30 protein-coding genes are annotated in these 25,750 nt (G+C 57.5%); 14 read left to right on the forward strand and 16 right to left on the reverse strand.

From position 1 onward, the window contains the following. Nucleotides 1-310 (forward strand): hypothetical protein (locus tag HQL63_04095; GenBank protein MBF0176013.1); only part of this gene is annotated, 310 nt, incomplete at its 5' end. A gap of 174 nt (nucleotides 311-484) precedes the next feature. On the opposite strand, the gene HQL63_04100 is transcribed toward HQL63_04095, so the two are convergent. The 4 genes from HQL63_04100 to HQL63_04115 all read right to left on the reverse strand — a co-directional run bounded on the left by HQL63_04100 (nucleotide 485) and on the right by HQL63_04115 (nucleotide 6,865). Further along, complete coding sequence (locus HQL63_04100) at nucleotides 485-3,457, reverse strand: FAD-dependent oxidoreductase (GenBank protein MBF0176014.1); 2,973 nt, start codon at nucleotides 3,455-3,457, stop codon at nucleotides 485-487. Further along, nucleotides 3,454-5,268, reverse strand: coding sequence for an NADH-quinone oxidoreductase subunit NuoF (locus HQL63_04105; GenBank protein ID MBF0176015.1), 1,815 nt, complete (start codon nucleotides 5,266-5,268; stop codon nucleotides 3,454-3,456). The genes HQL63_04100 and HQL63_04105 overlap by 4 nt, the downstream gene beginning before the upstream one ends. Nucleotides 5,269-5,282: 14 nt before the next feature. Next, nucleotides 5,283-5,894 (reverse strand): NAD(P)H-dependent oxidoreductase subunit E, encoded by a 612-nt coding sequence (locus HQL63_04110; protein ID MBF0176016.1) that lies wholly within the window; start codon nucleotides 5,892-5,894, stop codon nucleotides 5,283-5,285. Nucleotides 5,895-6,235: 341 nt separating this feature from the next. Then, nucleotides 6,236-6,865, reverse strand: a complete 630-nt coding sequence (locus HQL63_04115) for a UbiX family flavin prenyltransferase (GenBank protein ID MBF0176017.1) — start codon at nucleotides 6,863-6,865, stop codon at nucleotides 6,236-6,238. 34 nt (nucleotides 6,866-6,899) lie between these two features. Between HQL63_04115 and HQL63_04120 the strand changes: the two genes are divergently transcribed. The 7 genes from HQL63_04120 to HQL63_04150 all read left to right on the forward strand — a co-directional run bounded on the left by HQL63_04120 (nucleotide 6,900) and on the right by HQL63_04150 (nucleotide 12,721). Further along, nucleotides 6,900-7,868 carry a homoserine kinase gene (locus HQL63_04120; GenBank protein MBF0176018.1) on the forward strand — a complete coding sequence of 323 codons (969 nt, stop codon included), beginning with the start codon at nucleotides 6,900-6,902 and terminating at the stop codon, nucleotides 7,866-7,868. Next, nucleotides 7,846-8,286, forward strand: a complete 441-nt coding sequence (locus HQL63_04125) for a hypothetical protein (GenBank protein ID MBF0176019.1) — start codon at nucleotides 7,846-7,848, stop codon at nucleotides 8,284-8,286. Before HQL63_04120 ends, HQL63_04125 begins: the two co-directional genes overlap by 23 nt. After that, nucleotides 8,271-8,441, forward strand: coding sequence for a tetratricopeptide repeat protein (locus HQL63_04130; protein ID MBF0176020.1), 171 nt, complete (start codon nucleotides 8,271-8,273; stop codon nucleotides 8,439-8,441). The genes HQL63_04125 and HQL63_04130 overlap by 16 nt, the downstream gene beginning before the upstream one ends. 236 nt (nucleotides 8,442-8,677) lie before the next feature. After that, a complete protein-coding gene (locus HQL63_04135; GenBank protein ID MBF0176021.1) occupies nucleotides 8,678-9,673 on the forward strand; it encodes a U32 family peptidase in 996 nt (331 codons plus the stop codon). Nucleotides 9,674-9,878: 205 nt separating this feature from the next. Continuing rightward, on the forward strand, nucleotides 9,879-10,787 hold the full coding sequence (locus HQL63_04140) for a U32 family peptidase (GenBank protein ID MBF0176022.1): 909 nt from the start codon (nucleotides 9,879-9,881) through the stop codon (nucleotides 10,785-10,787). Between the two features lie 35 nt (nucleotides 10,788-10,822). Continuing rightward, nucleotides 10,823-11,122: an accessory factor UbiK family protein gene (locus HQL63_04145; GenBank protein MBF0176023.1), complete on the forward strand. Its 300-nt coding sequence runs from the start codon at nucleotides 10,823-10,825 to the stop codon at nucleotides 11,120-11,122. A 171-nt stretch (nucleotides 11,123-11,293) separates the two neighbouring features. Continuing rightward, complete coding sequence (locus HQL63_04150; GenBank protein ID MBF0176024.1) at nucleotides 11,294-12,721, forward strand: aldehyde dehydrogenase family protein; 1,428 nt, start codon at nucleotides 11,294-11,296, stop codon at nucleotides 12,719-12,721. Between the two features lie 281 nt (nucleotides 12,722-13,002). Here the strand turns inward: HQL63_04150 and HQL63_04155 are convergent, their stop codons facing one another. Together HQL63_04155 and HQL63_04160 are read right to left on the reverse strand one after the other, a co-directional pair. Further along, the gene (locus HQL63_04155; GenBank protein MBF0176025.1) at nucleotides 13,003-13,158 is read right to left on the reverse strand and encodes a hypothetical protein; all 156 of its coding nucleotides are present in this window, start codon (nucleotides 13,156-13,158) and stop codon (nucleotides 13,003-13,005) included. Nucleotides 13,159-13,393: 235 nt separating this feature from the next. After that, entirely contained in the window at nucleotides 13,394-13,600 is a 207-nt protein-coding gene (locus HQL63_04160; GenBank protein ID MBF0176026.1) for a hypothetical protein, read from the reverse strand. Nucleotides 13,601-13,718: 118 nt separating this feature from the next. Here HQL63_04160 and HQL63_04165 point away from each other — a divergent pair, with 118 nt between their 5' ends. Together HQL63_04165 and HQL63_04170 are read left to right on the forward strand one after the other, a co-directional pair. Next, entirely contained in the window at nucleotides 13,719-13,937 is a 219-nt protein-coding gene (locus HQL63_04165) for a hypothetical protein (protein MBF0176027.1), read from the forward strand. A gap of 238 nt (nucleotides 13,938-14,175) precedes the next feature. Further along, the gene (locus HQL63_04170; GenBank protein MBF0176028.1) at nucleotides 14,176-14,796 is read left to right on the forward strand and encodes a polymer-forming cytoskeletal protein; all 621 of its coding nucleotides are present in this window, start codon (nucleotides 14,176-14,178) and stop codon (nucleotides 14,794-14,796) included. 55 nt (nucleotides 14,797-14,851) lie between these two features. Here HQL63_04170 and HQL63_04175 read toward each other — a convergent pair whose 3' ends face one another. From HQL63_04175 to HQL63_04205, 7 genes are all read right to left on the reverse strand, one after another. Continuing rightward, on the reverse strand, nucleotides 14,852-15,475 hold the full coding sequence (locus HQL63_04175; GenBank protein ID MBF0176029.1) for a chemotaxis protein CheX: 624 nt from the start codon (nucleotides 15,473-15,475) through the stop codon (nucleotides 14,852-14,854). A gap of 64 nt (nucleotides 15,476-15,539) precedes the next feature. Continuing rightward, nucleotides 15,540-16,025: a hypothetical protein gene (locus tag HQL63_04180; GenBank protein MBF0176030.1), complete on the reverse strand. Its 486-nt coding sequence runs from the start codon at nucleotides 16,023-16,025 to the stop codon at nucleotides 15,540-15,542. Between the two features lie 130 nt (nucleotides 16,026-16,155). Next, nucleotides 16,156-16,635, reverse strand: coding sequence for a D-tyrosyl-tRNA(Tyr) deacylase (locus HQL63_04185; GenBank protein ID MBF0176031.1), 480 nt, complete (start codon nucleotides 16,633-16,635; stop codon nucleotides 16,156-16,158). Between the two features lie 6 nt (nucleotides 16,636-16,641). Further along, nucleotides 16,642-17,016: a response regulator gene (locus tag HQL63_04190; protein MBF0176032.1), complete on the reverse strand. Its 375-nt coding sequence runs from the start codon at nucleotides 17,014-17,016 to the stop codon at nucleotides 16,642-16,644. 182 nt (nucleotides 17,017-17,198) lie between these two features. Beyond that, nucleotides 17,199-17,960 carry a response regulator gene (locus HQL63_04195; protein MBF0176033.1) on the reverse strand — a complete coding sequence of 254 codons (762 nt, stop codon included), beginning with the start codon at nucleotides 17,958-17,960 and terminating at the stop codon, nucleotides 17,199-17,201. A gap of 168 nt (nucleotides 17,961-18,128) precedes the next feature. Then, nucleotides 18,129-18,440 (reverse strand): Hpt domain-containing protein, encoded by a 312-nt coding sequence (locus HQL63_04200; protein MBF0176034.1) that lies wholly within the window; start codon nucleotides 18,438-18,440, stop codon nucleotides 18,129-18,131. Between the two features lie 170 nt (nucleotides 18,441-18,610). Next, nucleotides 18,611-19,291, reverse strand: coding sequence for a bifunctional precorrin-2 dehydrogenase/sirohydrochlorin ferrochelatase (locus tag HQL63_04205; GenBank protein MBF0176035.1), 681 nt, complete (start codon nucleotides 19,289-19,291; stop codon nucleotides 18,611-18,613). A gap of 88 nt (nucleotides 19,292-19,379) precedes the next feature. On the opposite strand from HQL63_04205, the gene HQL63_04210 reads away from it, so the two are divergent. Together HQL63_04210 and HQL63_04215 are read left to right on the forward strand one after the other, a co-directional pair. After that, nucleotides 19,380-19,622: a DUF2249 domain-containing protein gene (locus HQL63_04210; protein MBF0176036.1), complete on the forward strand. Its 243-nt coding sequence runs from the start codon at nucleotides 19,380-19,382 to the stop codon at nucleotides 19,620-19,622. Between the two features lie 43 nt (nucleotides 19,623-19,665). Continuing rightward, the gene (locus HQL63_04215) at nucleotides 19,666-20,136 is read left to right on the forward strand and encodes a C_GCAxxG_C_C family protein (protein MBF0176037.1); all 471 of its coding nucleotides are present in this window, start codon (nucleotides 19,666-19,668) and stop codon (nucleotides 20,134-20,136) included. Between the two features lie 221 nt (nucleotides 20,137-20,357). Here the strand turns inward: HQL63_04215 and HQL63_04220 are convergent, their stop codons facing one another. After that, nucleotides 20,358-21,071 (reverse strand): LexA family transcriptional regulator, encoded by a 714-nt coding sequence (locus tag HQL63_04220; GenBank protein ID MBF0176038.1) that lies wholly within the window; start codon nucleotides 21,069-21,071, stop codon nucleotides 20,358-20,360. 446 nt (nucleotides 21,072-21,517) lie between these two features. On the opposite strand from HQL63_04220, the gene HQL63_04225 reads away from it, so the two are divergent. Next, nucleotides 21,518-21,928, forward strand: a complete 411-nt coding sequence (locus tag HQL63_04225; GenBank protein ID MBF0176039.1) for an HNH nuclease family protein — start codon at nucleotides 21,518-21,520, stop codon at nucleotides 21,926-21,928. 79 nt (nucleotides 21,929-22,007) lie between these two features. Beyond that, a complete protein-coding gene (locus HQL63_04230; GenBank protein MBF0176040.1) occupies nucleotides 22,008-22,955 on the forward strand; it encodes a PilZ domain-containing protein in 948 nt (315 codons plus the stop codon). Between the two features lie 18 nt (nucleotides 22,956-22,973). Here HQL63_04230 and HQL63_04235 read toward each other — a convergent pair whose 3' ends face one another. Together HQL63_04235 and HQL63_04240 are read right to left on the reverse strand one after the other, a co-directional pair. Beyond that, nucleotides 22,974-24,329 (reverse strand): insulinase family protein, encoded by a 1,356-nt coding sequence (locus tag HQL63_04235; GenBank protein MBF0176041.1) that lies wholly within the window; start codon nucleotides 24,327-24,329, stop codon nucleotides 22,974-22,976. After that, nucleotides 24,326-25,738: an insulinase family protein gene (locus HQL63_04240; protein ID MBF0176042.1), complete on the reverse strand. Its 1,413-nt coding sequence runs from the start codon at nucleotides 25,736-25,738 to the stop codon at nucleotides 24,326-24,328. Before HQL63_04240 ends, HQL63_04235 begins: the two co-directional genes overlap by 4 nt. Nucleotides 25,739-25,750: the final 12 nt, after the last annotated feature.

Below are 25,750 nucleotides of genomic sequence, written 5' to 3' on the forward strand. Positions count from 1 at the left end.
CCCTGACAAAGGCTTTCATATCCAGGCTTTTTTTGAAAGGGTGCTGAATAGTTACAAAAAATTATTGGAACCATTTGGTATCACAAAATTTTTTACAGACGACTGGGGTGCTTACAGTCGCCATATCGATCCAGAGAAGCATGTCGTAGGCAAAGAGAATACGTGGAGGATTGAGCGAAAGCATTTGACGTTGAGAACTCGTATCAAGAGATTGGCACGCAGGACCATTTGTTTTTCCAGGTCGATTCTCATGCATGACACTGTGATCGGCCTTTTCATCAACAGGTTTGAGTTTGGTATGGCAGTTTGATCGCAATCAACCAAACGAAGGCACTACCAAACAATCGTAACTATTTAGCACCCTTACAAGAAAAGCTTGGATATAAAAGCCTTTGTCAGGGCTTCGCCCCGAACCCCACCAGGAGGAAGGGCGCAGCCCTTCCTCCTGGATCTCCATCCCAGTTTTTCAATGTACCGCCCCGGCTCATGCCCAGGCGAGGCCCATCTTCTGCATATGCTCCTTGAAACGGGCCTGCCGCAGATCCGGCATGGCGGGTTCCAGGAGTGGGGCCAGCGTGGTCACGACCACACGGGCTGTATCGCCATGCAAGGAGGTGATGGGAGCCAGCTCCGGAATCTCCTTGATCAGCCGTTGCTGGATGACATCCATCTTGCCGACTTCACTGTCATGGAGCAACCTGGCCAGCATTTTGGCCACACTCCGGTTGGCGGCATGCCCCAAGACAGTGCGCAAACGTCCCAACTGGCCGTCTCGATTCAGGAACGTCCCTTCGCACTCCAGGGGATCGGCGCTCTGCACAAAAACAGCGACCGTGGCATCGCCCCGGTAGGGTCCAACGAGGATGCGGCGCGCCACGTCAACACCGGGGGAGTCCACCCGGGTGCCGACCAACACCAGGGCACCGGGACTCAGGTTGGGCTGCCAGGGTGTGGCCCCCAACCGTTTGAGCAGGGCCACGTTGGCCTCACCACGGAACTTGCCCATGGGCTTGGCGGGTCCAACAATCTCCTTGTCGGTGGGATAGTAGAGTTTGCCGCCCTTGGCCCGAGCCAGCAAAGCCGCCACGTAGCTCTCCTCGACAGTCAGGAAAGGCGAGACCACCACCGCAACATCCTTGGCCTGGGCGAGGATCTCCCCCGCCCGGGTCAGGGCGGTATCCGGGTCGGCCACGGCCTCCTTGCCGACCAGTTGGTAACTGAAACGCCCCTCGGCACAAATATTGGCGCCGTTGACCGGGTCGCCGTCGATGGAGGTGACCTTGACCACCCGACCATCCGTGGTATGCACCACCACCCCACAACCCCGGCTACAGGCCGCACAGGTGGTCTGTTTGGCCAGGCTGACCCATGGACCATTCTCCTGTTTGAAGTTCAGGGTCAGGGTTCCGGTGGGGCAGAGATCGACGCACATGCCGCACGCATCACAACCCGTTTGTTGCAGCGGATCATCGAAAGTGGGGCCAATGCGGGTGCCAAAACCGCGATTGATGAAGCTGAGGGCGTGCACATCGCGAACTTCCGAACACATCCGGACACAGCTTGCACAGGTGATGCACTTGTCCGGCTCGATGGTGATCAAGGGGTGACGGCTGTCGACATCGTAGGCGCGCTTGTCTCCGGCCAGACGCTTTTCCGTGGCCCCATAGAGGGTCGAATAGTGCCGCAAGTCGCAGTCGAAACGGGCTGCGCAACCACACAGGATACACCGTGACGCCTCGGCCATGGCCTGGGCCGCATCCAGACCGATGTTGATGGGCGCCCATCCCCCTTCATTGGACAGGCGTTTTTCCGGTGGATGCGTGGTTTCCAGGGCACGTCTCTGGTGGACGTAGCGGGGCTGGAAATCGGCGGCGTCCAGCTCGGCCAAACGACCCCGGGAGATGGCATAGGCGCTCTTCAAGGTGACTTCCGCGCCGTTCAGGTGGAGATCGATGGCCATGGCTGCCCGGCGTCCTTCGCCGATGGCCCGAATGAGGATATCTGGACCGAAGGAGCAGTCACCGGCGGCAAAAACGCCAGGGATGCTGGTCACGTTGGTTTTTTCATCGTAGACGATGGTGTTCCAGCGCGTGGTCTTGGGTTTGTCAGCCTCCTTGTCGAGGCAGGTAAGATCTGGATCCTGCCCGATGGCGGCGATGATGAGATCGAAAGGCAGATCCTTCTCGCTGCCCGGCACCGGCACCGGCGAACGGCGTCCGGAAGCGTCAGGTTCCCCGAGTTGCATGGTGATGACCCGCAGGGCCTTGGCAGACCCTTTTTCGTTCAGAACCACCTCGACCGGAGCGACCAGGTATTGAATATCGATGCCCTCTTCATGGGTCTCTTCCTGCTCCACGGGGCTGGCCGGCATCTCCTTCTTGGTGCGCCGGTAGAGCAGGGCCACATCCGAGCCTTGCCGCCGAGCCACCCGGGCGCAGTCCATGGCGGTATCGCCACCGCCCACGACGGCCACCCGGCTGCCGGGTCCAATGTGCAGGGGCTCATCCATGACGGCCTTGCGCAGAAAATCGACGCCGCCGATCACGCCGGGGACTTCTTCGTTCGGCACCCGCATCGGCTTGGCCTTGTGCGCCCCGATGGCCAACAAAATGGCCCCAAAACCACGCGCCTTGAGGTCGGCGATGGAGAAATCCTTCCCCAACCGCTGGTTGTGGTGGACCGTCACCCCCATGCCGATGATGGATTGAATCTCTTTGTCCATCAACTCCCAGGGAAGACGAAAACGGGGGATGCCGTAACGGGCCATGCCACCCAGTGCGGGCAGGGCCTCGAAAATGTCTACGGCATGCCCCGCCTTGCGCAGATAGAAAGCCGCCGACAACCCTGCCGGTCCTCCCCCGATGATGGCCACCTTGTGTCCTGTATTCGGGGCCGGAGTCGGCACGAAGGGTCCGTGGCTCAGCTCGTATTCGGCGGAAAAGCGCTTCAGGGGGTTAATGGCGACCGGTTCATCCACCAGGGCGCGCCGACACTGGGACTCACAGGGGTGGGGGCAGATGCGCCCGCACACCACAGGCAGAGGATTGCGCTGCTTGATCAAATGGACCGCCGAAGCAAAATCGCCATTGGCGATATGCGCCACATAGCCCTGGATATCGATGTTGGCCGGACAGGTGGCCTCGCAGGGGGAGATGCAATCCCCGGCATGGTCGGAGAGCAGAAGGTCCAGAGCGGTCTTGCGGCTGTGGGTCACCTTGGGGCTGTCGGTATCGATGACCATGCCCGGGGTGACCCGCGTCGAACAGGCGGGCAGGAGGGTCCGGGCATTGGCCACCTCCACCACGCACAGGAAACAGGAAGCAAAAGGTTTCAGCCGATCATCGTGGCAAAAGGTGGGAATGTGAACGCCATTGGCCTCCGCCACATCGCGGATGGTGGCGCCTGGAGCCGCTGTGGTCGAATGACCATTCAAGGTGACAGTGATGTTGTTACTCATGCGGATGCCCTCATTGGCTGGGAGTGAGCCGCAGTCAAGCCTAACGACTCCACGATGACGGCCTCGGGATTACACACTTCCTTGCACATGCCGCAGTTGATGCACAACGACTGATCGATGACCCAGGTTTCCGGTTTTTTCAGCTCCCCTGTGATGCAGTTCGCCGGGCAATACCGCTTGCAGATGGTGCAACCGGTGCAATCTTTCTGGTTGATGGTGTGGGTGATCAGAGCCTTGCACACCCCACCCGGACACCGTTTGTCCTGCACATGCGCGATGTATTCGTCACGGAAATATTTGAGAGTGGTCAGGACCGGATTGGGGGCTGTCTGACCCAGGCCGCAGAGGCTGGCATCCTTGATTTGCGGAGCCAGGTCTTCCAGGATCTGCAAATCTTCCATGGTTCCCTTGCCTTCGCAAATCTTGCTCAGGATCTCTTTCATGCGCAGGGTGCCAACGCGGCAGAAGGTGCATTTGCCGCAGGATTCAACCTGGGTAAAGTCGAGGAAGTAACGGGCGATGTCCACCATGCAGGATTGGGAGTCCATCACCACCATGCCGCCCGATCCCATGATGGCGCCGGTGGCGTTGATGGCATCGTAGTCGATGGGGGTGTCGAACATGCTGGCGGGAATGCAGCCACCGCTGGGTCCACCCAACTGCACGGCCTTGATGGCGCGCCCCGAGGCAGAACCGCCACCAATCTTGTTGATCACCTCACCGATGGACATGCCCATGGGCACTTCCACCAACCCGCCCCGGGATACGGCGCCAGCCAAAGCGAACACCTTGGTGCCCTTGCTCTTTTCCGTACCGATGGCAGCGTAGGAGGCTCCACCGTTGTTGATGATCCACGCCAGATTGGCCAGGGTTTCGACGTTATTGATGATGGTGGGTTTGCCGAAGAGTCCCTGAATGGCCGGGAAGGGAGGGCGGATGCGAGGCATGCCGCGCTGGCCCTCAATGGAGGCCAACAGGGCGGTCTCCTCACCGCACACAAAGGCGCCGGCGCCCTCTTTGATTTTGATATCGAAGGAGAAATCGGTGCCGAGAATCTTGTCGCCGAGGTAACCCAGTTGGCGGGCATCCTGCAAAGCCTGGCCAAAAAATTTGACTGCCAGAGGATATTCCGCCCGGATGTAGGCGTACCCCTTGCTGGCACCGATGGCATAGGCTGCGATGAGCATCCCTTCCAGGACCGAATGGGGGTCGCCCTCAAGGAGGGAACGATCCATGAAGGCGCCCGGGTCGCCTTCGTCGCCGTTGCAGACCAGATATTTCGGGTAGCCTGGCGCACTGCGGGCGAAGCCCCATTTGATGGCCGTCGGAAACCCGGCGCCGCCCCGGCCCCGTAGATTGGAGGTTTTGACCTCTTCCAGCACCGCCTCCGGGCTCATGCCGCCCTTGAGAATCTTTTCGATCGCCTTGTAACCCCCTCTGGCCCGGAACGACTCCACCGAGGTGGGATCCAGGTGACCGACGTTGCGCAAGGCAATGCGGGTCTGGCTGGTGAGATAGGATCCTTTGTCCGTGTCGGGCTCATCGCTGGAGCGGATAAAGTTGGCGGCGGGAATATCCCCCTTGCCCTGGTGAAAGTGGACAATCTTGGGAAGATTTTTTTTATTGACCTTGCCGTAGAGGTAGCTCTTTCCGTCCGGATTGGCGATTTCGATCATGGGTTCCTGGTGGCACATGCCCAGGCAACTGACGCTCTGCATGTGGGCTTCCGGAAACCTTTGTTTCAACAAGGCCGCCACGTCACGGGCCCCAGCGGCGATACCGCAGGTTCCTTCGCCGATCGTAATGGTCATTCCCTTACCGGTCGTCATGGCCGCGCCTCCCCAGATTTTTTCGACTTTTTGGCTTCTGATGCGTCTTTGGTGTCACCATCCGCATCTTTCTGTCCGGCATCTCCGGGCAAAACCTCCTTGGCTGCCTTGGCATGCTTTTGCAGGGAGCGCTGGGCATCAGCTCCCTTCAGGTTGGGGAAGGTCTCCTCACCGACCACCATGACGGGCGCCAGGCTGCAACAACCGATGCAGGCCACCTTTTCCAGCGTGTAACTGCCATTGGCAGCGGTGTCCTGATCGGGATCCTGGAGGCCGAGAATTTGGCGAATGGCGGTATCCAACCGGTCGGCGCCGCTCACATGACAGGCCGTGCCATGACAGACCCGGATCATGTGCCGACCAACCGGACGCAGGCGGAACTGGGCATAGAAGGTAGCCACACCAAAGAGTTGGCTGGCGGTGATGCTCGTATTCCCGACGACGAGATCCATGGCCTTGCGGGGCAGATAGCGGTACTCCGTCTGTATGGCTTGCAACAACGGCACGGCTGCCGTGGAGTCCGAACCGATATCTTTAACCCACTTTCGTACCAGTTCAGGATCCACAGTGGCTTCTAAGGACTGATTACTCACGGCGAACCTCCCGATGCAAATTGGCAGTTCAGGTTATTCGAACATGCTGATATTGACACCCTCGGATGGTGCATCAACAGCAGCAAAATCTCAACGTCCCATGGTTGAAAAAAATCCAAATTAACATAAATTTATTGTAACTATTGGTCACCCGACAATGCATCGGGGGCCAGGGGGCTGACCCCTGGCCGGTCCAAGGAAGAGTCCTGCAACGCATCGGGGTCAGGAGGCTGGCTCCTTGGCAGGCCCGGGAGAACCTCCTGGTGGAATTCGGGGTGAAACCCTGACAAAGGCTTTCATGTCCAGACTTTATCTTGAAAGGGTGCTGAATGGTTACATTTCGTTCATATGGATCATCACTGGGTTGCAGACCGTGCCGGCGGCCAGTGGAGGGGTGTCGATGCAGAGATCCCCAACCGGGAGAGGATGCGCTCCACAATAAACCCGACCAGGGCATCGACAGTGGCCGGGCGATGGTAAAACCCGGGGGCCGCCGGCAGGATCGTGGCGCCCGTCCGGGAGAGGCGCAACATGTTTTCCAGGTGGATGGCGGTCAGGGGGGTCTCCCTGGGGACAAGGATCAAAGTGCCTCCCTCCTTGAGAACCACATCGGCGGCGCGGCGGATCAGATTGTCAGCCAACCCATGGGCCAAAGCGCCCAAGGTGCCCATGGAGCAGGGGCAGATCACCATGTGCCGTACCCCTCCCGATCCCGATGCCACCGGGGCGTGCCAATCCTTGGGACCGTAATATTGCAAGTGGTTGGCATCGGTGGCAAAGTGTTCTGACAGGGTTCGTTGCAGGGTGTCGGCATCGCCGCTCCAGGCCAGTTGGCACTCATGGGCGATCACTTGCAGTGCCGCCTCGGAGAGAAGCAGATCCACCCGTGCGTTGACACTCAACAACGCCCGAATCAAACCAAGGCCGTAGGCGGCTCCGGATGCGCCGGTCATGGCAACGATGGTGGGACGTGTTGTTGCGTTCATGCGTTGTGTTTCTCCCTTTTGCCCAGGTGTGGCCATGTCCGTTTACACCCCTTTGTGCCTCGCCGACATCCAACCCCTTCTGCGGGAGTATGCCATCGGTCGTCCATTGCAGATGGAGGGTATCAGCGATGGTGTGGATAACAGCAACTTTTTTCTTGTGACCGAGCGGGGGCGTTATGTCCTGACCCTGGTTGAGGATTCGCAACAGGCCAAAACCGTTGAACACACACTTCGTCTGATGGCCCATCTGGTCAAGCGTGCCATTCCCGCACCTCATCCCGTGGCGGATCGGCAAGGCCGGGTGTTGCACGCCTTGCGCGAACGACCCAGCCTGATCGCAACCTGTCTGCCGGGCGCCCACGTGTTGCACCCGACGCCGGATCAGTGCCGACAGGTTGGTGAGCTGTTGGGCAGAATCCATCTCGCCGGGCAGGATTTTACCCAACCACGACCCAACCCCATGGGTCAACCGGCCTGGCGGATGCTCATCGAGCGACTTGCCCCGGTTTTGGCACAAAACGACCCGCCCGCTGCAACTCTGATCGCGGCAACAATGACCCGCCTGGAACTGGGATTTCTGCAAAGCGACCTCCCCTGTGGGGTGTGCCATGGGGATCTTTTTCCCGACAATGTTTTGTTCGCGGAGGGTTCCCTGGTGGGCGTCATCGATTTTCACTATGCATGCCGGGAGCGCTGGCTTTACGACCTGGCCATTGCCCTGGTCGCCTGGGGGTTTACTGCGGATGGCGTCTTTCTGCCCGATCATCATCAGGCCATCATAACGGGCTATCAGCGTGCGAGAAATTTGACTGCCGCCGAACTGTCCTGGAAAAATGCGGCACTCTGCGCCGCCGCGCTCCGTTTCCTGTTGACCCGCCTGCGGGACTGGTATTTTCTGCGTCAAGGTCGGCAGGTCACCCGCAAATCCCCGGATCCATTCCTGCGGCGGCTGCACTTTTTTTCTGCCTTGCCGGACCCCGATGCGTGGCCGGGTGGTGAATAGTGACTGCGATGGGGGCTTTCTTGAATTGGTTCCAAAATTGCCTTGTGATTCGCGCATGACCATAGAAATTGGGGAGGGGGGGGGGAATGACATGGTAAAATCCGAATCTAAACAAAGATCAGGGGAAAAAATCAAGGCAGGCACGGGATTGACGAAAACAAAGTTTTGTCGAGCCAAAACCGTGTTGACCTTGGCAACCGTGGTGGCCATGTTTGGATGCGACGGATGGGGGATCCGGCCTCTTCAGGCTGAAGGAAGCACAGAGCCACCCACAGTGGTAAAAATGGCCGGGGATGCCAAAGAGAAGCAAATCAGTGAATCAGGGAAACACCAGGATGCAATCAGTGTCGCACTCAAAAAACTTGAAGTGTCCATAAAGCTCTTACCCCAGACCATCCCGATATCGCCACCAGCCTGAACAACCTGGCGGGACTGTATTATGCGCAAAGCCAGTATGCCCAGGCGGAGCCGTTGTTCAAGTGCTCCCTGGTCATCTGGGAAAAGGCCCTGGGCTCTGTCCATCCTCAAAACCTCATCCTCAAGCCTGTGAAGGAGAATGACGGGGCAAGATGAGTTTTTTGTACACGCAGATGATGGCATGAAAAGGTGAGAGAAGGTGGCTGGGTTTTGAATGGTTGCCGGGAAAAAGAGGCGAACCAGCCGGATAGATTTTGCCTGAACGGGCCGGATTGGATAGACTGCGCCTGGGGGTGGGGAAGAAAGTCAGAAGCCGGGCAACCCCTCCTCCCAGACCTCCATCCCGGTCTTTTATCAGCCACCCTTCCGGATAAAGCAGAGTCATGAAAAAAGTGGAAATATTGGCCCCGGCTGGCAACCTTCCCTCCTTGAAGGCCGCCGTGGAGAGTGGCGCCGATGCGGTCTATTTCGGTTTCGGCAACGTCACCAATGCCAGAAATTTTGAAGGATTGAACTTTACCGAGAAAGAGGCGGCTACAGGTATCGCCCATGCCCATGCCCATGGCGTCAAAGCCAATATCGTATTGAACACCTTCCCCCAGATCGATGGCCCCGACATTTGGTACCGGACCGTGGATCTGGCGGCCAAACTGGGGGCCGACGCCATTATTCTGGCCAACCTGGCGCTGCTGAAATATTGCCGCGAGCGTTATCCCGAACTCCCGATTCATCTGTCGGTGCAGGCCTCGGCAAGCAACCATGCCTCGATCCAGTTTTATCAGCGCCATTTCGGCATCCAGCGGGTCATCCTGCCCCGGGTGTTGACTGTGGCCGAGATTCGCGCCCTCAAAGAGCAGGTCAACGTCGATCTGGAAGTGTTTGCCTTTGGCGGTCTGTGCGTCATGGCCGAGGGAAGGTGCTACCTCTCCTCCTACGTGACCGGCGTTTCGCCCAACATCGAAGGGGTCTGTTCACCAGCCCGGGCCGTGCGCTTTGACAACACCGCCGATAAACTCCAAACCCGACTGAACGGCGTCCTCATCGCTCAGTATGCCCCCGGCGAAGAAGCCGCCTATCCGACCATCTGCAAGGGACGGTTTGCCGCCAACGAGCAGGTCTATCACGTCATGGAGGAGCCCGGTTCCCTGAACATTCTGGGAATGCTGCCGGAAGTGATCGAAGCGGGTGTGGTCAGCCTCAAGATCGAGGGGCGGCAGCGCACCAAGTCCTATGTGGCCACGGTGACCCGGGTCATGCGTCATGCGGTGGATGCCTACTATGCCGCTCCAGATCAATTCCGAGCCAAAGGCAGCTGGCTCAAGACGCTGAACGCCATCTCCGAAGGCACGACCCACACCCTGGGAACCTACCAGGAAAATTGGCAATGATGCCACACAACCATTCTGTACCCTTCTCTGTACCCTTCCAAAACAAGGCAACCATTCAGCACCCTTGCAAGGAAAGCTTTGACATGAAAGCCTTGGTCAGGGCTTCGCCCCGAACCCCACCACCAGGAAGGGCGCAGCCCTTCCTGGTGGACCTCCATCCCAGTCTTTCATTCGTGATGACAAACCTTCAGGAGGACGGCCAACCATGAAAATTGCCATTGGTCCTGTCCTGTATGAGTGGGGAAAAAAGGGGTTGCGGGATTTTTATCGGCGTATGGCCGAGACCACCTCAGCCGACATCCTCTACATCGGGGAGGTGGTCTGTTCCAAACGCAACCACCTCTCCCCGGAGGAGATGGCCCAGTTGGCGGAGGCGCTGCGCCCAACAGGCAAGGAGATCGTGTTCTCCACTTTGGGCCTGGTCATGACCGAAGAGGAACAACTCTATCTGCGGCAGGTCATTCAGGAGGCCACCCGGCTTGGGGTGATGTTTGAGGCCAATGACATGGCTGGCGTGGCCATCGGCGAAGGGTGCCTCATGGTGGCGGGACCGCACATCACCACCTACAACCCGGAAACGCTCGATTTTCTGGCTGGGGTTGGTGTGCGGCGGGTGGTGGCTCCGGTGGAGCTGTCACAGGCCATGATTGCCGGCATCATGCAGCAAATCCGCTCCCAGGTTGAGATGGAGGTGTTCGCTTATGGCCGTTTGCCCCTGACCTTTTCCGCCCGCTGCTATACGGCGCGGGCTTTTCGCCTCCCCAAAACCAACTGTCAATACAAGTGCGGCGAATTCCCCGACGGCATGATCATGAAGACTCAGGAGGATGAGCCCCTCCTGAATATCAACGGCGTCCAGACCCTGTCGGCACGGGTTTTCAACCTGGTGGCCGAGGTGGAACAGTTGGCGGCAAGCGGGGTAAAAATCGTGCGTCTTTCGCCCCAGAGTCAGGGGATGGAGGAGATCGTCCACATTTGGCACGAACGCCTGTCAGGCCGCATGGATGTCAGCGAAGCCCTGCAACGCCTACAGACCATCAATCACGATGAACCCTTTTGTAACGGTTACTACCATGGCCGGGCCGGGCTGGATTTTGTGGCGCCGCCGGGTTGACCGGTGCCATGGCACCCCCTCAGGGAGAATGCAGCATGCAACTCGACAACAATCTGATCGACCAGATTACCCAGAATGTCCTGGGCATCTTTGAAAAGGTCGGGGCTACCCGCGATGAACTCCATCGGCGAGTCCACGATGCGGTCAAGGAGGCCATCGTCCACTTTGACATTGTCACGCGGGAGGAGTTTGATATCACATCCGAACTCCTCAGCAAAACCCGTATCAAGGTTGAAGCCATGGAAAAAAAGGTGGCTGAATTGGAAAAACTCCTTGCTGAAAAGGGGGTTGCGGATCCCTCCGAAGCGGCTGGTGACGCCCCGGGAAAAAAATGAGGAACCCTGACCTCTGCCAGGGAGCTGGCTCCCTGGCAGGGCCTAAGACGGAGTCCTGGTGGGGTTCAGGGCGAAGCCCTGACAAAGGCTTTCATGTCCAGGCTTTTCTTGCAAGGGTGCTGAATAGTTACAGGCGCTGAACAGTTACCACTTCACCAGGGAGAATCCATCATGCGCAAGGCTTATCTGGCTGGTACATGGGTCGAAAGCGGCAAAAGTCAAGATGTTCTCAACCCCTACAGTGGTGAGGTCGTTGACAGGGTGGCCCAGTGCACCCCGGTTGAGATCAACCAGGCTTTGGATGCAGCCGTGGCCTCCCTGGAGGAGACCAGGCGTCTGGAACCCTACCAGCGCGCCGACGCCCTGTGGTTTGTCGTCAACCGGATCCAGGAACGCCACGAAGAGTTTTCCCGTCTGCTCTCCCGGGAGAATGGCAAAACCCTGGCCGAGTCGCGTCTGGAAATCTCCCGCGTCGTGGCCACCTTCGAGATTGCTGCCGGTGAGGCCACGCGGGTGTATGGCGAGGCCTACGATCTGGGCATCAACCCCATGGGCGCCAAACGCCGCGCCCTGGTCCGGCACTATCCGGTCGGTGTGGTGTCCGCCATCGCCCCGTTCAACTTTCCGCTCAATCTGGCGGTGCATAAAATCGCCCCGGCCATGGCCGTCGGTTGTCCCGTGATTTTGAAACCGGCCTCCAAGACCCCCCTGACATCCATTTTATTGGCTGAGATCATTCAGGAGTCTGGTTGGCCACTGCGGGCCTTTTCGGTACTCCCCTGCGACCGTGCCGCCGGGCAGATGCTCGTGGAAGATGAGCGCATCAACCTGTTGACCTTCACCGGCTCTCCCGAGGTGGGCTGGAAGATGAAACGGGATGCGGGCAAAAAAAAGGTGGTCCTGGAGTTGGGCGGCAATGCCGGCCTCATCGTGGATCGCGATGTGCGGGATTGGGATTGGCTCATCGCGCGGGCGATCACCGGGGCATTTTACCAATGCGGACAGGTGTGCATTTCGGTGCAGCGCATCTTTCTGCACCAGGAGATCATGGGGGAGTTCCGCGCCCGTTTCAAGGCCGCCGCCGAGGCCCTGAAGATCGGCGATCCCCTGGATGAAACCACCACCCTGGGCCCTATCATCGACCGGGCCAACCGGGATCGCATTCTGGCTTGGATCAACGAAGCCCTGGAACAGGGAGCCAAACTGGTCACCGGCAACACTGTTGTCCCTGTGGGCGCCGGCAACAGCCTGAGCGCCACCATTTTGGAGGATGTGGACCCGAGCGCCCGTGTTGCCGCCGATGAGGCCTTCGGACCGGTGGTCACCCTGACTCCGGTGGGCAGCATGGCAGAGGCCTTTGCCCGGGTCAACGCCTCCCGCTTCGGCCTGCAATGCGGTATTTTCACGAACGATTTCAGCACCGTCATCCAGGCCCTGGACACCTTGGAAGTGGGGGGTGTCATCCACAACGATGTTCCTTCCTTCCGCGTCGACAGCATGCCCTACGGTGGCCTCAAGGACTCCGGTCTGGGCCGTGAAGGGGTCCGCTACGCCATGCGCGACATGCTGGAGGAACGGGTGCTGGTCTATCGGGTGTGAAGGGGCATGAAGCCGGCATATCGTGGCGGAACCCGGTCGGCGTCCTTCCCTGGACGCCGACCCGATTGGTTCCCCTTCAACCCCACTTCAGCGTTGCCCGCTCTGGAGTTCCGAACTCCCGGAGCGAACGTTTCGAAGAGGTTTTCCCTCACCCCTTCCGGACAGGCCGCCGGGCCAGGGAGCTTCAATCTCTCCACTGGTGATCCATCGGTCCCGACCCACCAACGGCGTCCCTTCCCTGGAACGCCCGGGAGCGCGATCCCTGCGCCCCGAAGAGAAGTTCAATGATGTGGACCGTGCTGCTGCATCATGGACACCAACATCGGTTGCACTGTCACCCAGTAAACCAATACGCCACAGGGAACGTGCAACACCCAGAGACGCAACCACTCTTGCCATTTCATCACCGTCACTCCTCTTTCAAGCAGTCGTCTCATCCTCCATCCTTGAGACCTTGACGGCTGTGCATCCTTGCACACCGGCTATGGGAGAGAGTATGAAAATATTGTGCCAACATTTACAACTTCCCAAAAGCCCTCAACCGTGCGACAGACCGCGAAAAAAAGCCCCGTCCAATCACCCGACGGGGCTGCCCAGAAACGCTCTCCCAGCCATGCTTGTTTGCCAGGGCGGGAATCATGACAATCATGCTACAGTTTGAAAATATTGGGTCTATTGCAGGCGATTTCTTTCGACCTGGAGCTTTTCCAGGGTTCCCCGGGTGCTGGCCGGGATTCCACTCCCTGAACCCTCCCACCAACCACGCACGTCGCTCTGCGTGGTTTGCAGATCTTTGGCCAAAGCCCGGATATAGACTGGCGAAATCAGGCCTTCTCCATACAAACGTCCCGCGATTTCTTGCAGTTCATGCACGGTCACAGGTCACTCTCCATCCTTGGAAATCAGACCGACAAAACGAGCGTGTCGGCCATCAGCCTACCGAATCGCCCCACATCCTGTGAGGAGGTCCGGCTCCTGCTGGAGTTAAGCAATTTTCTTGCCAGAAAAAAAATTGCTCCAAATTTATAAAAAAATCGCAACAATTCAACACCCTTGCAAAAAAGGTCGCAACGATCCGGTCTTGCCCTCATATTTTGGGATGCATCAAGCCTTCATGGCGGGTGCCGGCCTGTTGGCAGCTTTTGCCAAAATTTTGTCGCATGACCGTTCCTCCCCCGCTCATCATCCCAAGGCTCAGGGAACTCTTTCTTTTTAGGCTCGGGTCATGTATCTAGAACCGTTGGCAGGTGTCGGAATGGGTTGACCAAGACGATTTGTAACCATTCACCACCCTTGCAAGAAAAGCTTGGACATGAAAGCCTTTGTCAGGGCTTCGCCCCGAACCCCACCAGGGCGCTGCCCTGGACAAAGCCAGGGAGCCAGCCCCCTGGACCCCGATTCGTTGGCGGGTGGTGAATAGTTACGACGATTTTTTTTTCAAAGAAGGATGAAAAATGGCTTTATTTCATAAAAACAAGGAAGTGCAGCAAAAGATTGACGAACCCACTCCCGCACTCGCTGTTGACAAGCCCATCGTCGAAAAGCCAAGCGCAACGACCATCGCAGCCGGCACCAGGATAAAAGGAGAGATTGCAACCCGATGCAATCTCCAGATGGATGGGGAGTTTGAGGGCCAGATTACCTCGGAAAGTCTCGTGATGGTCGGCAAGTCCGGTCGCATCGAAGGACATGTCCACGCCAAAAAATTTGTTGTCTGCGGTCACTTCCATGGCCAGGCAGAGTGCGACGAGATCGAGATCCTGGCCGGTGGCAACGCTACTGGTCAACTGCTCTCCTCAATCATGGTCATCGAACGCGGCAGCTTTTTTGAGGGGGAGAGTCGGCTCAGAGAATCAACATCCCGTGCGACGCCAGCCCAGCCACTCCCACCCGTGGCCACACCTGTCGAATCCGCTGCGGAGAACAGCCCCCCCGAACCCCTTCCCAGGGTCGCACCATCCTCACCCCCGCCCCAAGAACGCAAGGGGACTGTCTACTCCAACACCGACCTCCTGAACGACCCCGCCCCACCCCCCTCGGCCACAAGGAAGATGCAACCCCCTGATCACGCATGACAACGCCGACGCATGGGGAGACGCATGGAGAGCGAGCCCCGGGCGACTGTCGGTATCAACCCTTCAAGGCATGTTGCACCAACCGCTGGATCACCTCGGCCCGGGTGCCTCCCCCCCACTTTTTGCTCAGGGCATCCAGATTACGGGCCAACTCTTCGCTCAACATCACGTTGACCAAAGCGTCTTTGTCGACCTGAAAAAAGACCTCGACAAAAAACGGCTCATCCTGAAACCGAAAAAATTTTCGGACACTCTCCAGGTGACTACGATAATCCACTTCATAGTCGGCGCCGACGATCACCGTCGGGGGAGTCAGATTGATCTGCCCACAATTGGCAAACCCCTCCATACGGGTCTGAATGCCGCCAGAAATCATGTTGCCAAGTTCAGCGAACCCATCTCTGGCTTCGTCCGTAAGAGTACGATACCCTTCACCAGAAAGGGCTCCAGCCAGTTGGCGCGCCACTTTGCTCGATGTCACCAGGCGAACCCCCCCATTGAATCCACCATTCATTCCCACCATGGCGGAGGCCTCGGCCCGTGCCGCCACATGGGGCACGTTTGAGGGTTTGGCCACCCCCTGGCCCGGAGTCACATCCACAAACAGCATGGTGTTGACGATCTCCATGACCGACTCCTCCGCCGCATGGAGGATCAATTCTTTCAAGTTTGGGTCCATAGCTCCCCTCCTGCAACGGCACTCCCCCACATTCTGCGGGTCATGCCGGACTTCCGTCCCCCCATCACTCCACGCCCCCTCCCCCGCCCGCTCCCAGACCAATCCCGGCAGTCTGGAATATCTCACTGTTGGCTGCGCTGATCCGCTGAATGCTCTGGATCATTTCGCGGGCCGTGCTGGTGGCCTCGGAGGCGTTGGATTGAATTTCATCCACCCGCTCGGCGATCATGTTGGTGGCCTCGGCGGTCTGACGGGAGAGATCTTTGACCTCATTGGCCACCACGGCAAACCCTTTGCCCGCCTCTCCCGCTCCTGCCGCCTCGATGGAGGCGTTCAAGGCCAACATGTTGGTCTGCCCGGCAATATTTTTGATCACCTTGACCGCCTTGCCGATTTCCTGGCTGGAGACGGCCAACTTTTCGATCACGGCAAAGTTGCTGCGTGCATGTTGGATTGCCTGTTCAAGCTCCCGGTTGGTCTCTTCCGCCTTGCGATACAAGGCATCCACCAGGGCCTGTGCCTCTTCCAAGGTACCGACTTTTTTGGCCATAGAATTTTTCCTTTTTATGTATCCGCTCAGCACTCACCAAAAAAAAGATTGTAACTATTCACCACCCTCTCAAGAAAAGCCTGGATATAAAAGCCTTTATCAGGGCTTTTCCCCGAACCCCACCAAGACTCTATCCTGGTCCCGCCAGGGAGCCAGCCCACTGGAGCCCGACTGGAAACTCCATCCAAAATGTCACCGGGCCATCGTTGACCAACTCCACATCCATATGGGCGCCGAACACGCCGCGTTGCACAACCACGCCTTCATTTTCCAGGAGCTCGCAAAAACGCTCGAAAAGGGGCTTGGCCAATAACGGATCCTCGGCCCCGCCAAAAGAGGGCCGATAACCTTTTTTTAAATCCGCTGCCAGGGTAAACTGGGAAACGCAGAGGAAACGGCCACCCACATCGCGGCAGGAGAGGTTCATGCGTCCCTGAGAATCCGCGAACATGCGCAGGCCCACCACCTTCCGCACGGCCCGCACGGCCACATCCTCTCCATCTCCTCGTTCTACGGCCAGAAACAACAAGACTCCCTGATCGATCCGTGCGACCTCGGCGCCAGAGACCCGCACTGCCGCCCTTGCCACCCGCTGCACCAAAATCCGCATGACGCACTATCCGGGGCGCAGTGCCGCGACAACGGCATCCAACACATCCTGGGCTGTAAACGGTTTGGCGACCATGATACACGCGCCCAATCTTCTGGCAACATCCAGACTCGTTTCGGCTGTCAAAACCCGTCCTCCGCCCGACAGGGCCACAATGCGGACGTTGGGTTCAAGACTCTGCAACTCCCGGATCACGCCAACGCCGTCCAACTCGGGCATCAACAGATCCGTGATGACCACGTCCGGTCGTTCGGTCTTATAGAGAGCCATTCCGGCCCGGCCATCGGAGGCGGTACGCACCTCGTGCCCTGCCTCCTGAAGGATGGCCAGCAAAAGTTGACGAATCACAGGATCGTCATCCATGACAAGAATGCGTGCCACACTCCACCTCCTGGTCTCCAAAGGAAAGGGCCGCCCTCCGTACATCTCCCCGGTAACGACCAACACTTTTGCGCAACCCGTCTCCCGGCATAACCGTACACCACTCGGCGACACATCAGGATCCAGGGGGCCTGCTCCCTGGCAGATCCAGGAAAGAGTCAGGGTGCGTCACGGTTTCGTTTCTACAACCTCCTGCCACGTCCTTTTTCCACTCTGGAGCAAAAGACATAACCGGCACTACGCACCGTCTTGATCAGTTGCGGCGAGCGGGGATCATCCCCCAACCGCCGTCGCAACCGGCTGACCTGCATGTCGATGGTCCGGTCGAAATGGTCGATCTCGCGTCCCCGCGTCAAATCCAAAAGCTGATCTCGCGACAACACCCGATTGGGATGGCCGAGGAAAATCGTCAAAAGATGGTGCTCACTGCCCGTCAGGGCCACAGAATCGCCCTGGGGGGAGGTCAGGTTGCGCGAGAGTGCATCAAGTGTCCACCCAGAGAAGCTGTAGACCACGTCATCCGGATCACCGGTCGCTGGAGTCGGCGACAAACGGGTCCGGCGCAACACGCTCTTGACCCGAGCCAAAAGCTCGCGTGGATGAAAGGGTTTGGGCAGATAGTCATCAGCCCCCATCTCCAACCCGATGATCCGGTCCATCTCCTCCCCCCTGGAGCTCAGGATGATCACGGGAATAGTCGACCGTGCCCGCAAATTCCGGCAGAGTACCAAGCCATCGTCCCCCGGCAGGACCAGATCCAGGATAACCAGATCCACCTGATCCATGCTACGTTCCAAACCCTGTCCATCTGGCGAGGTGCTGACCCGATACCCTTCCCTCTCCAGAGAACTACCCACAAGCTCCCGAATATCCGGATCATCATCGACGACCAAAATATGGACAGCAGGGGTGGTTCCAATCCCATTCTCGGTTTGATGATTCATATGCGACATGCACCACTCAGAAAACACACCCGGGAGACAATCAAAACGGTACCCGGGCGAACCTTCCTGGCCCTGATCCATCGGAAGGGGTTATTCCCAGGAACGGAAAGACCGGGTAAGAACCCCTCCATCCTTGCATCTATTGCAACAAGGGGCGGACGGAACGATTCATTCATATTGGACATCGATCCGTTGCAAATATTCCACCAAAGCTTCGATTTCGTGGTTGATTTCACCAATCTGTTCTTCCCTGGCACAACTCTCCACCCTGCGGCCAATTTCGGTGATGGCATCGAATCCATATCCCGCCCCGGAGCCTTTCATGCGATGGCCCATCACCCGCAAACTCTCCAGGTCGTGATTTTCCACAGCCAGACGCATGGCTTCCACGTCGCGCCAGCGATTTTGGATGTATCCCGGAACAATTTCCGCCAAATCCTTATCGATGTGGACCAATATTTTCTCAGCACCACTCCCCATGGAGATTTCCCCATTCAAGTTTGTGAACCACCTGACCGCCGAAAAAAAACAAGCCAAGTCTCCCCCCAGGTAAACCATCAATATAACGGAATTTTCTGCAAAGGAAAGACCTGCCGTAAAAGCCGGCCATCCCCTGGCCGGCGAAGCGCAGCGTGGAGTGGAGCAGAGGATCAGGGTCTGGCCTGGTCGTCGAGGGATTGATGGGGTAATTCCTGCAAAATCATCTTCTCGGCTCCATGGATATCCCCCGCAAGGTAGCGCTCCACCACCCCATCATCCAGAACCCTCCGCCAAAAATTTCCACGTGCCGTCAACTCCGGAAAACGCACGGAAATCATGCCCCGCCATCCGCTGAGCCATGTAGCCAAGGCGCCCATCTTTTCCGGGAGCGCTGCCGCAATCTTCCGCCGCAGGTAGCCGGCCAGGGCCGGGCTGGCGCCACCTGTGGAGAAGGCCACGGTCACAGGGGGGCGATGGATGACGGCTGGCCACAAGGCTGAACAATACCGCCGATGATCAACAACATTGACAAAGATGCGTCGACGTTCCGCTTCGACTTGCAAAATTGCATTGACATCAGAATCCTGCAAGGTGCTCAGGACAAACCAGACATCGTTCAGGTGATCTGGCCTGAAGCTCTCTTGCGAGCAAATCAACCTACCCGAATCCATCTGCGCGACCAGAACCGGATCCACCCTTTCCGCAAGCAGCAGGACTCTGGCGCCGGCACGGAGCAAAGCCTCCACTTTACCCACAGCTTCCCCTTCTCCACCCAATACCAGACAGGATCGACCACGCAGATCCAAAAAAACCGGTAGGCCAGGTATGATTTCTGGTGCAGGCATTGCCATGGACGACGCCATCCGCTTGGGGTTATCCTCTGAACATAACACGGTACGGACTGTGTCAGAAACACCTCAGCTTGCGAAAGGGACGCCCTTGGATACGGAACATTCGGCATCACGGTTTCTGGACGTGCGTGATCTACCGGCCCCTGAGCCCCTCTTTCAGATTTTGCGGCTCGCCGCCACGCTGACACCGGGGGAGAGACTCATTGTTCACCACAATCGCGTACCGTGCCTTCTCTATGCCAGACTGGCCGAACGCGGCCTTCAGGTCGTCACTGAACAACCGTCACCGGAATGGGTCGTTCTCACCATACAGTGCGCAACCCCAAAATGAGCCACCTCCACGCACGGGATGGCTCCACCGCGAGGCAAACCATATGACCGAAGAGGAAGTCATTCGGGAAATCGGCCTTTTGGCAAAAAAATACTACTCCGATACGCACTACTCCTGTGCCGAGGCCATCGTCAAAGCCTTTGCCGAGGTCTTTGCCCCGCACCGCTTCAATCCAGACACCATCACCCGCATTGCCACGCCCTTGAACGGTGGTTTTTCAGAACTCAAGAAGACCTGTGGCGTCCTTACATCCGGGTTTTTGGCCATCGGTATCGTCGCTGGCCGCGAAAAACCGGGGGACGAAGATGCCAAGGAAGAGGCCTACACGCTGGCACAGATTTACCATAACCGGTTCATGGAGTCTGTTGGCACAGACTCCTGCCAGGAATTGCTGTTGCGATGGAACACCCAGGGAGAGGAGAAGACACTTTGCAAGGAACACACACAAAAAATGGCTGAAATGCTTGCAAAAACCATCCTCCAGGTCGGTTTCCACGACCTGGAACTCGATTGAGGGCAGGGGACCGAAACCGGCCCACAGAAAAGACACATCCCCTGCGGCTGGAGAAGCCTGATCTGCCGACAACAACCCCGGGCATCCACGCACCAGGGCTCGGTTGCACGATCACGTCCCGTCAACCAAAGAAACCCGCCCCCCCCGACAGGTCAACCAGCCCGCCACTGAATGGCGGTCATCAGCAGACCATGCGCCGACCTGCGCGGGTGTTGTCCAGATCAAAACTCTTTGAACTTTGCTACGACCACACCACAAAACATGGTTTTTTCGTCAATAGCGATGATAGGATATCGTGGATTCAAGGGTTTCAGGTAACGCTGCCCCCCGTCGATGATCAACTGTTTGAAGGTACATTTGTCCTCGCCGGCCAACCCAACCACGACATACTGTTTATGAAGCGGTTTTTTGGTAGGATCCACCAGAAGGATATCCCCTTCGGTAAATTCGATCTCCATGGAGTCGCCGCTGACCTTCAGGGCAAAGACCAGGGGGTTGATTCTGTGAATGGCCGACACCCAATTGGACACCCTTGGGGAGATCAGGGATTTGCCCCAGTTGACCGCCTCTTCCCAGGAGATCAGGGGAACCCGACTCGGGGACTCCGTCTCTTCGACGCGGTAGGTCTCGGCCTGTTCGGCCAAGGCGCCCACGGGCTCGTTGTGGTAAGGGGACATGCTCATGGCAAGGCTCGCTCCCCCCCCGGTCACCATGTCACCCTGTCCCGTTTCCAACCAGACCGGATCCACACCACAAGTCATGGCAATAGCAACCGTGCGCCTGGATGATCTGGAACGTCCACACTCCAACTTGTGGACAGCCGTTTGGCTGATACCCACCCGGTCGGCCAGCTCCTTCTGGGTGAATCCGGCATGTTCCCGCGCCGTGCGGATGCGACTGCTGAGTTTGTTTGTTTGCTTCAGGTTCAGATTCATGGTTGTCTGCTTCTCAGGTTGAGCGTGTTTGACAAAAAACAAATCCCTCTTGTGTTGTAGCACGAGTGGGCGCACGTGTAAGCCCATCCGTCGCTTTGCAATTTGCATCTGAAGTTGCAAATTGCAGCTCGATATCTAAGGAATCTTTTCATTACCTGGAGATGGCATACGCCTCATTGATTCCCTGCCTGGGAGTATACTACACTTTCAAGTTATTTAAACTCCTTATTTTCGCCCACGGGATTTTTTCCGCATACGTCCCTGCCCGTGGGGTTTCGCCCCCACCCGCCCTGGTCGTAAAACAGAGAGGAATTACTTTAAACCGAGTCACCGCAAAAAAATGTTGACATGAAAGATTTTGCTGGCATATCGGAAGCTCTCTGGTTGCTTCCCTTACGCATGACAGACAAATCTCGACCAAACTTTCCACCAGGACAACATCCACCATGATCAAAACCAAATCTTTTGGCACGCTTCGGCCCAGGCAAGGCCAAAATCGCCCAGAAAAAGGGGATGCCATCGTATCTGAAGCACGTCAGTCACGTCAGGCTCGCGAAGCCGGTTACCGGGACCACTCCCTGAGAATCCATCCTTGGGTCTGTGCCCGCTGTGGCCGCCATTTCACCCGTGAAAACCTCCATGAATTGACGGTTCATCACAAAGATCACAATCATGACAACAACCCACCCAACGGCAGCAATTGGGAAAATTTATGTGTCTACTGCCACGACAACGAGCATGCCCGCTATCACGATCACCTGGCCAGTGGAGGCCAGGCTGCCCCTGTCCATGAAACCGTCGCATCTGCCACACACACCCCTTTTGCACATCTGATGGATCTGCTTGCAAAAAAATGAGCAACTTTTGTAACTGTTCAGCGCCTTTGCAAGAAAAGCTTGGACCTGAGCCAGATCCACCATCAGAAAGTGAGTCGCCATGTCAGCATCGGAGCCCCAAGGCAGCAAGGCCCACCCATACGACGAAGTCATCAAGGAGACCCAACGCATCGAGACGCTCCTCAGTCATTGTCTCTTACAACAGGAAAAAGTTGAACTGCAAGTCGGTGAGCAGGTACGCATCTACTTTACACGCATGGCGTCACCTCCCGCTACGACGGAAGTGGTTTCAACCGGACATGAAACGTCTGATCATCTTCCCTCGCCAATCAGCCAGGCAGACCCCATCCTCCAGCCCGAAGATCTGAAAAAAAGCATTTTTCTGGAACCCGTGGAGCCGCCCATCGGCAACGTTCAGATCCGCAAACACCCTGATATCCCTGTGACGATGCGCTTCTTCAACCGGATGCAGACCATCGAGGGTAAGATCCGCTTTTTGGGAACATGTCAAAACAATACAGACTCTCTCTTGCGCTTTACCCGCCCGGAGGAGTTTGGCTCTTTTCGCCAAAGACGCCACTACCGGGTCCGCGTCATCCCGACCCACCCGGCTATCTTGGCCCTCCACATGCCCGACAAAAAGACCATCACTGCAAAATTATGGGATGTCAGCGTGGGTGGCATCGCATGTCTCCTGCCCGGTCCGGTCGAAACCCTGCCAGCAGGAACCAAATTGATGGTTTCTTTGGAAATCCCCCATGTGGCGACATTGAGCCTGGCTGGTTACATACGCAACCATGAACCGGCTCCACGCCAACCCAACATCCCCTCTTCAACCCAAACCATAAAGGTGGGGATACAGCTGGACCAACCGGACAGAGTCCAGGAAGATCGCCTGAACATCATGGTCAGCCATATCCAACAGGCTTTTCTCGCCAGCCTTCGTCAGGAGAAGGATCGCCAACCTGAAAACGTGGCAGGCAACCGGCAGCCATCCGAGTTGACGAAATTGATGGCGTTGAAAAAGAAAAAAAGCCTGAGAGGGTGATGAATAGTTACAAAAAATTCAATATTTCCCGGATTCCGTCTGCTTCGGGGGTACATCTCTTTTCCCCACCGTCACCGTGAAGAAACGCCCCACATCCAGGAGTCTCCCGGCTACCCTGGCCACATCCTCCTGGGTCACCGAACGGATGCGTTCCGGCCACTTCTCCAGATAATCCGGTCCGCGTTGATAAAACCCGATGGCTGCCCATGTGGCGGCCAACTTGTCCAGTCCATCCAGTCGTAAAGGGAATGATCCGGTCAGGTAACGAACAGCATCCGACAATTCCTGTTGCTCGACCCCCTCATTGGCCAAACGCATGATCACTTGGCGAACCAGATCCAACGCCTCTTGTGCCGAGGCATTTTTAGTGTCGAGGGAGATGAACAACGGGCCCAGCGCCTCCAACGGTGAAAAAGCCGAATACACACCGTAAGCCAAACCTTTATCATCACGTATCTGTTTGAAAAGACGACTGCTTGATCCCCCACCCAAAATCTGATCCAAAACCGTCAACGCATAGTAATCCGGATCATGACGATTGATCCCCACCCTTCCCAGGCGGATCGCGGTCTGAGGCACGTCCATGTCGAGGTGGCGCGCCGATCCTTGGGGGACCGCCACTGCTGTCTCAAGCGGTGGCCAGGGGGACGGTTGATCATGCACACTGGAAAAGTGTTGCTCCGTCAAGACGCGCAACCGCGTCTGATCCACATCACCCGCCACAGCCATGACCATCCCTGGCCCGCGAAATCCCTCCTCCCGAAACTTTTGGACGTCCGCCAGAGAGATATGTTGGAGACTCTCCAAGGAGCCGTGGATCGGGTGGGCATAAGGGTGTCCGGCATAGATCAGTTCGTAGAGCAGGCGCCCGGCCTGAGTGGGCGCCCTCTCTTTCTCCCTGGCCAACTCCGCCATTTTGTCGGCGACCGCCCGGGCCAGGGCATCGGCATCGAAGCGAGGCTGCAACAAGGCCTGACCCAATGCAGCAAAAGCCTCCTCAAGATAGGAAGACAAAGTGGTCAAGCTGATTTCAAAACTATCCCGGGTCACCTCGGCGAACAACCGGATGCCATAATAATCAAGGTGTTCATGAAAGGCCTCCGCACTTTTCTCCCCGGCCCCCTCGTTGAACAGCCACGCCGTGACATCGGCCAACCCCTCCTTGCCGGCTGGATCGTAGGCACTGCCAGCCCGGAACAAAACCCTGACCTCCACCATCGGGTTGGCATGGCTTTCCACCAGCAACACACGTTCACCCCGGGAAGCCACGAACTCCTGGGCGCGCAAACCGGTTCCATCAGCCAGCAGAGGCTGGTTCCCAAGGGCAAGCGCCAGCAACAATCCGGTTAAAACCGTACCAAGGGTCCGTATCATTCAGAGACCTTCCGGGGTTTTGGTGTGGGAAAGGGCATCAAGACGCCAACGACCCATCGCTCGGAAGAGAGGTAACGTGCGGCGACTCGCTGCACATCCGCCGCCGTCACTGCGCGCATCCGTTCAGGAAAATGGATCACAAACTGGCGCCAATCCACGCCGCTGGTGATGGCTCGCCCCACATCCCAGGTCAATGACTGCACGGAGTCGCGTTCATAAACATGTTCGGCGATCAAAAAATTTTGCATCTTGGCAAGCTCACGTTCCGGGACCGGTTCCCGTCCCAAACGAGTAACCTCCTCCCGGACAGCCTCCTCGACCCGGGCCGGAAAAGCTCCTTTGGCAAGCAGAATGTGGAAGGTGAGAAAAACCGGATCCCGGCTGAGACTGGCGTAGTCAACAGTGACGGAGACGGCCAGTTTATCCTCCGTCACCAGACGCCGATACAGGCGACTGGAGAGTCCACGACCAAGGATGGCTCCAGCCAACTCCAGGGCAAAAGGGTCGTTCCCGGCGGCCCCATCAGTCATGGTTGGCGACAGAAAGCCCGCCATCCACAAGGGAACCTTGGCCTCTGCATCCAAAAAATCCAGACGGCGCGAAGTGGCAGGATACGGTTCCGGAGCCACCCGCTGCCGTTTGAGATGCGGGTCGCTGGGCAAAGGGGAAAAATAGTGACGGACTTTTTGTTCCGCTTCGGAAAATTCCAAATCTCCGCCGATCACCAGGGTGGCATTGTTCGGTGCATAATACCTCCGATAGAATGCATCCAGATCCGCGACCGAAAGCCGACTGATATCCTCCATCCACCCAATCACCGGGCGTCCATACGGATGCGCCTGGTAGGCTGTCGCGAGAAACCGTTCTCCCATGCGCGCCGCAGGCGTCGCCTCGCTGCGCATGCGCCTCTCCTCGCGGACGACCTTGTTTTCGGATTTAAACTTTGCCTCCCGCAACACCAGATTACGCATGCGGTCCGCTTCCATCCGCAACGCCAGATCCAATTGGTCAGCGCCCAATTTGATATAATAGTTGGTGTAATCTTGGGACGTAGAGGCGTTGTCGGTGCCGCCGTTGCGGGCGACGATGCGGGAAAACTCCTCCGGCGCCAAACTTTTGGTGCCCTGAAACATCATATGTTCCAGCATGTGGGCCAGGCCTGTTTGGCCAGCCACCTCATCCATCGACCCGACGCGATACCAAACCTGGACCACCACCACCGGGGCGCGTTTTTCGCGCAGCAGGACGACCTGCAAGCCATTCTCAAGGGTAAAGTCCCGATAGTCGAGCTCAGCAGCCTGGAGAGTCACCGTTCCGAGGAACGCCAACAATCCCAGAACGACGCGCAGCCCGATGCGGGCGGACCACCGCTCCTTTCCACCTGAACGGGCTATGGACCAGGAACTCATTGCAGCATACTC

It is taken from the genome of Magnetococcales bacterium (assembly GCA_015231175.1).
In the GTDB taxonomy this organism is placed as follows: Bacteria; Pseudomonadota; Magnetococcia; order Magnetococcales; family DC0425bin3; genus HA3dbin3.